At 50.7% G+C, this 12,681-nt stretch carries 11 protein-coding genes and 1 pseudogene; 3 read left to right on the top strand and 9 right to left on the bottom strand.

The features are described 5' to 3' along the window. Positions 1 to 509: 509 nt before the first annotated feature. Positions 510 to 866, top strand: coding sequence for a hypothetical protein (locus P8S53_RS02270; protein ID WP_277805552.1), 357 nt, complete (start codon positions 510 to 512; stop codon positions 864 to 866). A 267-nt stretch (positions 867 to 1,133) separates the two neighbouring features. Here the strand turns inward: P8S53_RS02270 and P8S53_RS02265 are convergent, their stop codons facing one another. Further along, entirely contained in the window at positions 1,134 to 1,898 is a 765-nt protein-coding gene (locus P8S53_RS02265) for a ParA family protein (protein ID WP_277805551.1), read from the bottom strand. A gap of 162 nt (positions 1,899 to 2,060) precedes the next feature. On the opposite strand from P8S53_RS02265, the gene P8S53_RS21270 reads away from it, so the two are divergent. Beyond that, complete coding sequence (locus P8S53_RS21270; RefSeq protein WP_306417858.1) at positions 2,061 to 2,261, top strand: helix-turn-helix transcriptional regulator; 201 nt, start codon at positions 2,061 to 2,063, stop codon at positions 2,259 to 2,261. Between the two features lie 198 nt (positions 2,262 to 2,459). On the opposite strand, the gene P8S53_RS02260 is transcribed toward P8S53_RS21270, so the two are convergent. From P8S53_RS02260 to P8S53_RS02230, 7 genes are all read right to left on the bottom strand, one after another. Continuing rightward, positions 2,460 to 3,371, bottom strand: coding sequence for a phospholipase D family protein (locus P8S53_RS02260; protein ID WP_277805550.1), 912 nt, complete (start codon positions 3,369 to 3,371; stop codon positions 2,460 to 2,462). A 2-nt stretch (positions 3,372 to 3,373) separates the two neighbouring features. Then, positions 3,374 to 4,423 carry a hypothetical protein gene (locus P8S53_RS02255; RefSeq protein ID WP_277805549.1) on the bottom strand — a complete coding sequence of 350 codons (1,050 nt, stop codon included), beginning with the start codon at positions 4,421 to 4,423 and terminating at the stop codon, positions 3,374 to 3,376. A 3-nt stretch (positions 4,424 to 4,426) separates the two neighbouring features. Further along, a complete protein-coding gene (locus tag P8S53_RS02250) occupies positions 4,427 to 5,203 on the bottom strand; it encodes an ATP-binding protein (RefSeq protein WP_277805548.1) in 777 nt (258 codons plus the stop codon). Positions 5,204 to 5,462: 259 nt separating this feature from the next. Then, on the bottom strand, positions 5,463 to 6,776 hold the full coding sequence (locus tag P8S53_RS02245; RefSeq protein WP_277805547.1) for a DEAD/DEAH box helicase: 1,314 nt from the start codon (positions 6,774 to 6,776) through the stop codon (positions 5,463 to 5,465). Between the two features lie 200 nt (positions 6,777 to 6,976). Next, a complete protein-coding gene (locus tag P8S53_RS02240) occupies positions 6,977 to 8,296 on the bottom strand; it encodes a hypothetical protein (RefSeq protein ID WP_277805546.1) in 1,320 nt (439 codons plus the stop codon). Positions 8,297 to 8,476: 180 nt separating this feature from the next. Continuing rightward, entirely contained in the window at positions 8,477 to 8,923 is a 447-nt protein-coding gene (locus tag P8S53_RS02235; protein ID WP_277805545.1) for a hypothetical protein, read from the bottom strand. Continuing rightward, a complete protein-coding gene (locus P8S53_RS02230; RefSeq protein ID WP_277805544.1) occupies positions 8,920 to 10,005 on the bottom strand; it encodes a sensor histidine kinase in 1,086 nt (361 codons plus the stop codon). Before P8S53_RS02230 ends, P8S53_RS02235 begins: the two co-directional genes overlap by 4 nt. A gap of 28 nt (positions 10,006 to 10,033) precedes the next feature. Between P8S53_RS02230 and P8S53_RS02225 the strand changes: the two are divergent. Beyond that, positions 10,034 to 11,207, top strand: a pseudogene (locus tag P8S53_RS02225) (IS5 family transposase). Between the two features lie 104 nt (positions 11,208 to 11,311). On the opposite strand, the gene P8S53_RS02220 reads toward P8S53_RS02225, so the two are convergent. Beyond that, the gene (locus P8S53_RS02220) at positions 11,312 to 12,664 is read right to left on the bottom strand and encodes an ATP-binding protein (protein ID WP_277805543.1); all 1,353 of its coding nucleotides are present in this window, start codon (positions 12,662 to 12,664) and stop codon (positions 11,312 to 11,314) included. Between the last annotated feature and the right edge of the window lie 17 nt (positions 12,665 to 12,681).

Here is a 12,681-nt window from a genome sequence, read left to right as displayed (position 1 = left end):
TTTGCGCCACATACGGGTATCCCGTATAAATCCCATCGAGTGATGCTTTGACCCTCCGAAGGACGCCGCCAACCAGCTGAAGCTGTCTTTGGTCCTCGGTGATCGTGTTTTCGAGAATGAGCAGCTGTTTACCAGCGTGTTCGTATGACGGGACGAACTGCTTCGCTTCATTTCCGTGGGAAGGGGCAACATAGGTGAAGAAGGAGATGTGCGGGTCGCACCGTGGTGTCAAATGCCATGCAAAACCGACATTTGTGTCAGATTTCTGACCCAAGTGGCCCATCAGACAGAAACGGACCTTAGCGCGTCATGTAGCGAAAGAGGAAAAAGAGCCCAAACTGACCAATGCTGCGGCTTGCGCGAGTGTCTGCTATTCCCAGTGCCGCCAAAAACGTAACAAATAAAAGTGCTTTTTGCCAAGGGCTTGTGGTACAAGATTTTTCAGAAATTATGGTGGAAACGACCCGCTTATCCAAAGGCCACACCTGCATGCAACTGATCCTCCTGACATGAGCGACCGCCCAACTCGACCCTATCAGCACAGTGATATCCCTTGGATTGTCGGCGGGCTACTGCTCGGGTTGTTTATGGGAGCGCTTATCACCGGAGTCTTAGTCTTTGTCTTGTTTGATTTCGGCTGGATGATCATCGCGATTTTTTGGCCGTTGTTGCTGATCCACATGTTTTTCGAAGGCCTTGTTTATGGTCTGGTTGCTCTTTGGCGTAAGTGGCGTGGCAAGCCCCCGCTCACTAAGCGCCGGATCGATCCAATCCCGTGGCAAAGACGGTATTGCCTACTCACAGGGAGCGCAGTTGGCAGCCTCTATGTAGTTTATTCTTTTTGGAATGGCGGTGGGTTTTCTTAAATGGCGGCGGAGTGCAGGCTACTTAAAATGACGGTTTATTGAAAGGCACCCTGAAAGCGGAAGTTGCTGTAGTCGCAGCGAAGGTCCGTTTTTCCCGCTCACCTGACCTTCGTGCGTCCGGCAGCGAAGGTCAGGTTTGGGTCGGAAATGCTTGGCATTTGAGTTGGGATTGCTTGGCACGGCCTACCGACAGGAGTCAGAGAATCCATAGGTTTGTGTCGCTTTCGGATGGCAGTCGACACGTTGCTTGTACCTCGAAATTCGACATCATCGGATTACCTTGCGACGATCGATCACGTTCCTTGCCTCCCGCTTTCGTTCTTCATCCTCGTGAATAATCCAACGTACCTCATCCCAGAGATCCTGTGCTGACCTGCAGCCTTCGTCATACAGAAATCTGATACGCATTTCCTCAGGCGTCGGGTTTGCGGGATCTGCCTCACGTGGTTCGATGCTGAACAGATGTCCGAATTCTGGTTGCCGTTTGAATATTTGCACATTTGGCAGATAGGTTTGCAACACGGGAAACCCAGCAAAGGCCCTCCTTGCCAGCAAGTAGTCATCTTCGGTTTCGATGGCAGTCGCCAAGCCATGGATCAGCTGCTTCTTTTCCAAGTGCTTCGCCAGCCATTTACTTATCAGTGCCGCTTCTGCAGCATTCTTGAAGGGCACGATGATCAAATCGCTGCGTCCTACCTTGTTCAGCACGAGTTCATTGGGACGCTTTGGCGTATCTACAAGTTGGTAAGCGAACTCACTAAACTCACACTCGCAGTCCGCACGGATCATGCTTTCAAAATCATAGACTTCCTCAACCCTAAAATCATCGAAGCTATATCCGCACTTGACCATCTTTCTTTCCCACATGGTCAACGACGATGGTTTGCCATGACCGAGGGGCCCGGCTTCTTCCGTCATGTCGATAACGGCAGGTTTCAGTTTATTCTCCTCGAGGATCGCGGAGGCCATCGCCATGACCGCCGTGGTCCGGCCCGCGCCGCCCTTTGGGCTAAAGAAGGTTATGGTCGTCATGGCGGGCGCTCCCCTGCTAGCTCTAGCCAGCTTCAGTATATATCACCCCCATTTTGGGGGTAAACCCGAAATGGGGGTAGCGATCTCGTCGTAACAACGGCGGATCTCAACTTGGCAGGTACAGTTCACACAGAGGCGTATTCCGGACTGCTCAAAGCACTAGTGGAGGTGCGCTGCGACGCTGGCCTGTCTCAAGCTCAACTGGCCAAGAAACTCGGGAAGCCGCCATCATTCGTTGGTAAGTATGAATTGGGCGAAAGGCGGCTTGATGTCATAGAATTACTGTTTATTTTAAAGGTTTTGGAGCGGGAGCCATGCAGCTTCATAAAGGCCGTCGGCGACCAATTGCCAGAACGTCTTTGAATCGGTTCGCCGTTACCGACTCGTAAGGCTCTCATGACATCGTTCAATGATTGCTCGTGCTAGTTACCGTTCGCCGGTAGCACTTGCAGTTTTACCACCGCTTACGATGCAACGGCAACGGCAACGGCAACGGCAACGGCAACGGCAACGGCAACGGCAACGGCAAAGAACGATATCACCTCCTATCATTTGCAGCGGCTATAAATTGCGTCCGCGCAATAAAACTTCTTGGTTCGTTTCTACGCGATACTCATTCGGAAAAAGCGCGCTTAGCCATCCCTTAAGTATCTGCCAACGGCGTGCAGCTTCTTTTTCCGTGATGCCGCATAAAGAACGCAAAATGTCATGAGCTGCGGCGTCAGTAAGGCCTGATGTTGATAGCCTTTCAATCTCATGCACAATTACAGTGTTCCTAAAAATAGTTGTGAGTGCTTCGCGAAATCTCTCCTCGTTTAAGCCCGGTGGAATTGCAAGCACTTCAAGGTCGTATTTCGCCGAACGCATTGCGCTTGCTGGCATTTGGTCTTCATCCCCGACATAGGCTTCCCATAATCCTGACCACCTAGGGCATTGCGGTGCCCACACCTTCGCTTCTCCGACATCTTCCGGATCTGTTTCCGGACGGGCAATAGGATTACCAGATATCCGCAACGCTTCTGCTCGTTCAGCAAGCGCAAACTTCATTTCGTCTGTTGCGAATATGGAGTTGGCTATCAATTCGGTCCACCACTCGCTCAAGCCATGTTTACGTGAATCCAGCTCTATGAGTAACTCTAGGTTAGCTGGAGAACGCCATCCCAAAGCGGTGTGTGTCAAGTTGGCTGAGCCGACGAGGCAAAGATCATCTGCAGCAAAAAATTTGGCATGAAGATGAGGATGAACCAGCAAAGTCGACCCCGGACGTTCGCTCAGCTGATCCAGAATCTCGAGATCACAGACGCCGCTGGCAATATCCTCTGGTCGCCAACGTGTTACGCAAGTAACAGGTACGCCTTTGGGGACCGCAATTAGCGCCTTCTCGAGCGAATGAGACTTGATAAACGGTGCGGCAATTTGAACGCTGGTTTGCGCTCGGCTAAGGATCGAAAGAAGGTGCTCACCAATCTTCATTTTCAGTCTTTTGATCCTTCACGAAGAAAAACTTTGGCCATTTTTCCCCATTCTTGGCGCATTTCCATCAATTCATCGTGTTTCTGAGTTTCTTCAAGCTCGTAACGAGCCCATGCTGCAAAAAGCAGCCTCAGTGTATCTGATGCTCGGTGCACCCTATCGAGAAGCTCAGCGTCTGTGTCATCGTCAGTTTCTGGATTTAGTGCTTCAACAAGCTGATCGTAGATTGGATGATTGGTGTTGAAAGTAATTTTTGTTAAGTCGCCAAATTGTTTGGTTGAGAAGAAATGGTGGCCATCAAGGTGCCCTGTAGAAAACTGCACTTTGCGTTTTCGGCTTACTACTGCTTCGGTGATGTTCTTCGCGTCCTGGGCTGAATAATGGTCGTTTTCAACCAAATCAGCTTCGAGCTCTGCCCTGTCCTCTTCTGAAAACCCCGCCTCATCAGTTTCGGTTTCATGACCAGACTTCGCACGCTCACGGAATTTGTCACTTGCCTGATCGTCGACATCAGGATCTTCATGACGCTTCTGCGAGGTGCGCTTTCCCTTTGTTTGTGCCTTTACACGGCGTCGAATTTCATCAAGTTGCTCGTGTACATATTCGGCAACATCGATAAGCAGCGAACGTGGGTCGCCATCAGCCTGAAGGCGCTCGCGGAATGCGGAACGTTGCTCTCCGGGATCGGCTTCGTCGGTCCAGTCAAATTGCGCCATGGCAGCAAAGGTGTTTGCGTGCTGCTTATTGTTTGTGACCCCAAAGATTTCATCAAGCGCCAATGGAAATTCGACCTCGATCCCCCACCATCGTTCGCGTGGATCGTACCCAATCGTCCAACCTTTATCGAGCTCAAGCTCTCGACGCTCACGTACGACCGAAACCCCAACGTTCCTAGCGGAGTGCTTGCCATAGGGCATTGACCCGCGGTCTGGCGAAGATCCCCGCGTAATTGTATCCTCTTTAGCCCAACTGATCCGTACAAAAACTCTATGAACCTGTCCGTCCAATTCGATTTCAAAGGATTGATCGCCCTCACCCCACTTTTGGAACATGGGCTATTTGTCGAAAGGAGCAGGCGTGGATGAATCTGACATCAAATAAAGCGGGTCATTAACCCGGGTAGGTGCATCAAATGATGCGCCGTCTTCACTAAAAGCTGCCAGCCGAATGATAAGGTCACCCGCATCGATAAACTTGCGATACATCCGCCCTATAAGGACCTCAGTGTTTTCCAAAGTGGCCTTCGCGCCACGCCATTGTAGTCGGTGATCGTCGAAGTTGGACCAAAGGACAAGGGTGCCGGTGGTCTCGATGACATTGGACCGATCACGCCATTCTTGTGGTACCGGGCGTTGCTCCGGTACTGGTACCGACTTCAGAAGTCCCTGCTCGATCTCATCCACGTCGAGATAGGTCCACATCGCGTTTTGCGGCCCGGCCTGCCAGGACCAAACTTCCAAGCGTCGGCACTGAGAGATAGATGAGTTGGGAAGGCCCATGCCGAAACGGCCAATTCCTTTTCGGTCTTTCAAGTGCGTGCCATTACCGAATTGGAGCGCGATCCGCAGCGTTTCGGGCGTCATACCATCACCGTTGTCAATGACAGCTATCTGGTCAATTCGTCGACTTTTACGTTGGTTCACTTGCTTCATTATTTCGAAACACACGACATCGACTTGTGTGGCATTAGCCTGAACTGAATTATCTATGAGTTCAGCCAGCGCGTAATCCGTACTTCTATATCCACTGTCACGCATCGCGCGCACGGCCAGCTCCGGTGGAATTATGTCGACATTGAATCTGCTTTCTTCGTTAGCCGTAATCTGGTTCATGCCAGACATCCTCCCAGTTTTGAAATGCTTCCGCCACGCTGCCAAACCCAGGTAGATCGGGATCTATAACGGTAATGATCTCAGCTTCTTTGTTGCCACCGGCACGAACACCTCGGGTCGCCCGACCGACCATTTGACTGTACAGAACAAGTGACTTAGTTGGCCGCGCTATAATCGCGCAGCTCGTGCGTGGAGCGTCGAATCCAGTGGTAAGCACGCCATAGTTCAACATGACGATCTTGCCGACCCCACTAGACTTTTAGCGCTTGATACGACGTTCTCGTTCGCCGCCGTCTGTTTCTCCAGCGACAAAAAGGGCTTCTACGTTCTTAATGGTCAGCATCGCCTGCAGCAGCCGTGCGTTCTCTACCGATGGGGTAAATACAATTATGCGGTCATGGCGCATCAAGGCATCAAAAATTTCTGATAAGATGACTTCGTTACGCGCGGCGTCGAGACCAACTTTTTCTAGAAGATCGTTAGTGAAGTCCGGGTCATTTTCCAGTGAGCGAATATCAGCCTTGCTGAGGCAGATTTCTGTCGGTGCTTTTAGCTGGCGAAAACTGGGCCGAGCCAGATACTCTTGATCCATAAGGAAAGTCACCGGGTCATCATATCCGTCGATTTCGAGAACGACCTTCTGCCCTTCAAAAAAATCGGAAAGGCGCTTGTCTTCGTCAATCTCCGACCAAGTACGCCCCGGCGTGGCTGTAAGGCCGAGGAGAGCATTGTTAGGGCGTTTTGAATTCAATGCCCGCAAAACACGGGCGTAAGTCGGCGCGATTGCTTGGTGAGCTTCGTCAATAACGATCAGTGAAGCTCGATCCGCGAGAGTTAGGATTGAGTTGGCATCCTTGGCGTCTAATGCTGCCATCTTTGCCAAGCCCGCGACAAGTAATCCGTCATCTAGATCCGCAAGTGGCGCGCGCTTGCTTCCCCAGAACCTCATAAGCTGCACATCGCGATCACCTAGTGATGTCCATGCTTTTTCAAACTCTTCTGCAGCCTGATCCAACAGCTCCCGGTTTTGTGCCAGCCAAATGATCACCGTTGGTCCATACTCGCGCAAGTGTCGGGCGGCTAGATGCATAGCAGTACGTGTTTTTCCGGCGCCGGTTGGCATGTGAAGCACAACTTTGCGCGGAGGTTTTGCTAACGCAGCTGCAACCTTCCTAGCGGCAACTCGTTGGTGCGGAAACAGGCCATAAGCAACAGGCACATTTTGCGATGAAGGAGGAGCAAATTTTGGTGCACGTGGATCGTCGACGATCCCAAAAAAATCGAAAAGTTGGACGAGACCAATCTCGGCGATCTCTGTCTCTATGGCTTCATAGGGGCTTCGCTCTATTGTGAGGCCAAGGGTCGTACAGAGTTCACGCGCTTTGGCCAGCGGCAGTAGTCTGATAATTTTCAATCGAGTAGCATTATCAAGAAGCAATTCTGCTGGGTCAAGAATTGCTGCCGCAACGCGATTTACCTCCGGAGTATCCAAAAACCCTGGAGACATTCTTTCCATAAGTTCAATCACTGACGATGGAAGTAGCCCCTGAACCGCCTTCGATTTTGCAATCATTAGCAGTGCTCTCAGAGAAATACCTGGTGATGAACTTGTCACTCGCATTACCTTTAATTCCCGTGGCGGTTTCAACATATACTATTGATTGATATGGGGGCGTGTTAATCGAAATCAAATCGAGATCGCTAAATCTATGATTTTGTGGTAGGTTCGAGCCACCTCCAAATGGACAGTAAATAATTGACTATAGACGCTTTTTAACCAGCCCCCACCGGTACTAAGACATTTACTTGTTCAGAAATGATCAATGCAATGACAGCACGCTTACACGCCTGACTATTGATCTTCGTAGGATCCGCACCACGAGTGACAAATGCTACAACCTCTTCTTTGGGACCGTCGCCAAGGTCCACCGTGGCCCTAATTTCTAGAAGTTCCTTCTTCAATCCAGACACATTTAGGCCTTGTTCGAGATTTGTTAATAAGCCTTGGCTAGCCTTTATCCTTGCTAAACTTGGTCGGCCTATCTTCGGCACATCATCATCCGTCAAAGTATTGATTAACATCGCAATTTCCTCGCAGACGTCCTCCGCAATCACCAACCTTGCGTTGGGTTTACTGTCATCGTCACGCCCTACAAAGATCACACCACCACGACTTGATAACAATTCAGACGCGAGTTCAATCCATTCACCATCAGTGTTTGGCCTGTAAAGTTGGATAGCTACTGGGAAACAAGCAGGCATTGGTGCAATTTGTCCAACTCTACCCAAGTTGGATAACATCTTCTGCTGCAGTTCGAGTGCAACGCTCTCACGTAATCTTGCATGCTTGATAAAGCCGCCATCATCAGATAAGTGCACCTTCACATCCTCTCGCGACCAACCCGTTACGGCCTTAATGGTCCAACTGATCCCAAAACGGCGTCCGTCTGTGAAAGAAATAATTGGCGTACGAATTGCCTTGTTGTCGTAGCTCCACGCAGTTGGCTCCAATGGCTTCAACTTTCCCTGAAGCAGCAAGATGTGATCCACACCATTTCGGACCAAATCGCAGGCTGCCGTCAGAACCACCATAACATCAAAAGGAAGAGTGAGATTTGAAGACTCTTCAAAAACTCTCTTGTCGACAAGTAAATCCCCAAATGAAATCGGAAGGTCCCCGTCATCACCCTTAACATTCAAACGTTCGGGATTGTGGTAAATTGTTCTATAAACTAGTTCTTGCAGATCAGGCGAACCTGAAATGTTCGGAGCTAGGTACCTTTCTAAGTTAACCGTGTTTACATCAGCCGCCGCCGCTATCAGATCAGAATCTCTCTCGATTTCATGTTGAAGTACACGATCAAAAACATCAATCAAGTAGCTACCCAGTGGCTGGCCTTCAAAATTCAAAAGCAAATCACGGATTTGTGCGTAATCGGTTAGATCAAGCTTTCGCACAGATTCCATAAAGCGTGTGCGAGCTCCAATTAGACCTTCGTCCCACACATGCAAAAGTTTCGCTATCTTTAGAGCGTCTAGCCTATGTTGAGCTAAGCGGGACAGCACACGCGTGAGAACGTCAATATCATCCAAGCTTCTTTTTGTGGCAACCCTGAACATCGCCCCAAGTAACTTGGATTTTCGACGAAACTCTTCTTTTCGTTGCTCAAGCCGTGTGCTCCGAGACATAAGCACAATAAGCGGAGGATCATCTCTGCGTCCTTCAATTATCGCAAGAATCCGTTTAATGGAACGCTCTTCAGATGCATCATTTTAGGCACCATCAAGAAAGAGATCAACAAAAATGAGCGGAACGGTATTTTGATTGGGGATGTCTGCGTCTCTTCCAACAGCGATAGGCTGAATACCAAAGCCCCTCAGCTTGTCCTCCAAGCCCGAGAGAAACGTTAGGTCATTGCTCTTGTCACGAGAGAAATTCCCAAACAGTTCTTCCTGTGTGTCTGCATCAAGTTTAGTACGATGATGCCAAAGCGCTGCAACAAAGTCGTCACGCTTGATTAGATCATCAACTTCTACCTTCCCATGGTCGGGAAAAACCTCAGAGAGGACATCTGCGTGAATCGAAAAGTCGGCAATAAAATTGCGCCAACCCTCTACGTTCGTAGAGAGGTCTGCTGAAGTTGGAACCTCATCGTAACCGTCGTCTATGATGAGCGCGCTTGCTATTCCTCGGTCGTTTAAGAGTTGCACCGCGTTCATGCTCTGGCACTTTCGGGAAGTTCAACAATAAATTTATTCAAGCGTTTAGCGTCGCCAATATTAGAGGTATCGAGTTTCAATGTGCCGTTGTGATACTCTATACATTCCCTTGCAATAAATAGACCAAGCCCACGTCGTTTGGTCTTCTCCTTTAATGACCAGAACGGCCGAAATACCTTCTCAGCGTTCTCCAAAGCGATACCTGAACCATTGTCTTGATAAGTAAAGGAAATTGGGTCTGTTTCCAACTCAATTTTGATTTGTGGAGTAAAGCTGCTTTCTCTCTTGGACTTGATGTCCATCCAATAGATCGAGTTCGAAATTAGGTTCTCGAGAACTTGAACTATCATACCTTTCACTGCACGTATACGTAGAGGTTTTTCTGTTGGTACGAATTTGAAGTCAACGCCGTGCCTCTCAAACTGCGCGCGATGCCCCTCTTCAAGTTCGTCGATCAAATGCTCAAGATCGAATGTTTCTGATCGCTGTCGCCCGGAAACGCTTAGTGGATCGAGGACACGCAGTCGTTTGCTCACGCTCTTCATCTCAGCACGAAGGGTTTCAAAGTGGGCGCGCGCTGAGTCTGGAAGCTCTTGTCCTCTCAGAGCTTCAAGGGTTTTGAGCGCGGATTCAGATGATCTTGCAAGCTCGTGTGCTACCACTTCGACCATCAAACCTACGCCCGCCATTTGGGTCATCTGTCTACTATCTTCTTCAACTTCTTTAATTTTCCTTTGAGCTCTTTCCGTAAGCTCCTTGAACTCAAAAAATGCATGCTGGAGATCAACATACAGTTCTTCATCCTCATGGGGCACATGCTGCCGAATCTGCTTTAAGGCAATCGTGGCGCGCGTTTCTAAACTTTTGATCTCAGTCTCGATAGTAGATAGATCAAGTGGCTGACGTTTGTAGCGTCGGTCCATTTCGCGAAGAAACCCTCTGAAGAGGCCTTGGATAATATGTTGAAGTATTCCCACCAGAACTTGTTGTTCCGGTGTTGCACGAAGACCTTCGCGGTTCGTTTGGTCTAACAGGCCGCTGAAATAGTCCTGTCTCGACAGCGGTTTGAGAACATGATTCACTCTTTGCACTGTAACGGCGGGGGTGACGATGCGCGGGACGGACGGGACGAGCGGGTCGCTGTTCAGCTATGTTGATCTGGAGGAGCGCATTCCGGTGCGGCACCCTTTGCGCAAGATCCGTCAGGTGGTGAATGACGCGCTCGCCAGTCTCGATGCCGAGTTCGAGGCGCTTTACACCGATTTCGGCCGCCCTTCGATCCCGCCGGAACGGCTGATCCGGGCCAGCCTGCTGCAACTCCTGTTCTCGGTCCGATCCGAGCGTCAGTTGATGGAGCAGATGAATTACAACCTGATGTTCCGCTGGTTTGTCGGGCTGGGTATCGATGATCCCGTCTGGGTCCCGACCGTCTTCACGAAGAACCGCGACCGGCTGCTGAGCACGCAGATGTCGCGCAAGGTGATGGCGGCGATTCTGGCCCATCGCGAGGTCGCGCCGCTTCTGTCGGACGACCACTTCTCGGTCGATGGCACGCTGGTGAAGGCTTGGGCGTCGATGAAGAGCTTCCAGCCGAAGGCAGAGACCACCCCGCCTGACGATGACGGGCCATGCGATCCACTCGCCCCAGATGCCACGCTTGAGCCCGCGCCTTCCGAGACCCCAACCGAGACCGACCCGATGCCCCGCACCACCAAACCCCACCGCAATGCCGAAGTCGATTTCAAGGGCGAGAAACGGTCCAATGCCACCCACGCCTCGACCACCGACCCGGACGCGCGCCTTTACAAGAAGTCCCCCGGGCACCGGGGCGATGCTTTGCTTCATCGGGCATGCGCTGATGGAGAACCGGAGTGGGCTGATCGTGCAAGGCGACCTGACCCAGGCTGACGGCCATGCCGAACGTACGGCCGCCCTGGACATGGTTCATCGCCATTCCCCTGGATCGACCCGGCAGATGACGCTGGGGGCCGACAAGGGGTATGACGCGGGTGGGTTCGTTGCCGACCTGCGCAAAGCCTGCGTCACGCCCCATATCGCCCAGAAAACGAGATATTCAGCAATCGATGGCCGAACCACCCGACATGCCGGTTACGCCCTGTCCCAGAAGCACCGAAAGAAAATTGAAGAGGCGTTCGGCTGGGCGAAAACCGTCGGCGGCATGGCACAGACCATGTATCGCGGCGTCGATCGCGTCCGGTCGCGGTTCATCCTGACAATGGCCGCCAACAACCTCGCAAGACTGCCCCGGTTGCTGGCTGTGTGACGCGGAAGAACCGCACCTGGCGCGTATGTCGAACGCGCCGACAGACATCGCAATCCCCCGACCCAGCCCTGATGAAGGGACAGCCTTCCGGCTCAGGGACTATTTCAGCGCCCTGCTAAGAGAAACGGGTTGCGTAGTCGGCTAATGCGCACATGTCCTACAAACTGTGCTTTATTTAGTGAATACCCAGGACTTCCCAAAGCTTTTCGGTCCAGCCCTAGCCAGTCATCGTCATCGTCGCCATATGGGAAAACCCGAAAACTATCGCGAAACATCATTATCCCAGACCATCGGCGCTGAAGTTCGCGCACATGTTTCTGATCCCCTAGGCCCTCGATGCCGCCAAGCATCCTGCGGTTATACCAATATGCATTAAATCGAAACGGTCCCAAAGACGTTAAAGATTCGACTGGAAAAATATCGTCCTTGCCGATAATGGACCCGACGAGGTCAGGAAGTGACAAGGTTCCCTCATCAATTTCCTGAGGATGATCAAATCCCAATTTACGCGCTTCCATCCGATAGGAGAGTCTCGGCCCGTCTTCGCTGATACGATAAGTGGCTTCTACTGTCGCATGGGAGTGTCTTAGAAGTATTTTATCCATCCAAGGTATAGAGATTCTGTCTTCATTCCAATATAGTGCAATACGTGGACGTTTCTTTGGGTCATTGAACGGATCTACAAGTCTTGCAAAGTCGTGCTCGGCAAGTAATTCGAGCTTTGTACGTGTCCAATCCTCAGATAGATCGCTAATGGACAGTGTTGTGCCGCTGTACGTCGGGTCTTTTTTTTTGTCACCACGTTTAGGTTTTATCTGGGTGTCCTCGACCATCGCATCGAGATCACTAAAGGAGCGCCAGTCGATATCCAGTACATTCAAATGTGCATCAGTATTGCGGGCAGTAGCAAGAAGTAGCCGCTCACCCAATCGCATCGCCGACAGGCGCCCAATTCCTTTTTCACCTAAGTAAGGAGGCGGAATGTCATCGTCTTCAATGATCGTGTGCTTCATAGCATCATCAACACTGCGCTTCCGGCTCGGCGTTCCTATTGTGAGATAGTTATCACCGAGTTCAGCCAAAGACATGCCTTTGCCCTGATCTGAAACGACGATAACATTGGCACCTCGATATGCTTCGGTTAAAGCCAGCAGAAACATCTTTTTGGTTCTTGCGGCCAATACCTTGTCAAAGGGCTGCAGAGCCTCCTTGGAACAGCCGGAGTCAAGCAAGTTTCGCAAGTTCTCTTTGAGATCATCAAGGTCAATTTCGGTTGCGACTTGAGACTTGAGACGGAGATATGCATTTCGTCTAAGTGGGATGACGAAGCGAATGTCCACGCCCTTTTTTGAGCCAGCATCAAATCCGTTCTTAATTAGTTCGTAAAACGCGATTATATCCGAGCTTATGAGCTCGGATCCCAGTTCCAATACAGTACGTGCAGTTACTTTGAACATGTAGTGACCTTAAGTCA

This window comes from Roseinatronobacter sp. S2 (assembly GCF_029581395.1).
GTDB lineage: Bacteria > Pseudomonadota > Alphaproteobacteria > Rhodobacterales > Rhodobacteraceae > Roseinatronobacter.
This window is presented reverse-complemented; position numbering and strand designations above follow the sequence as displayed.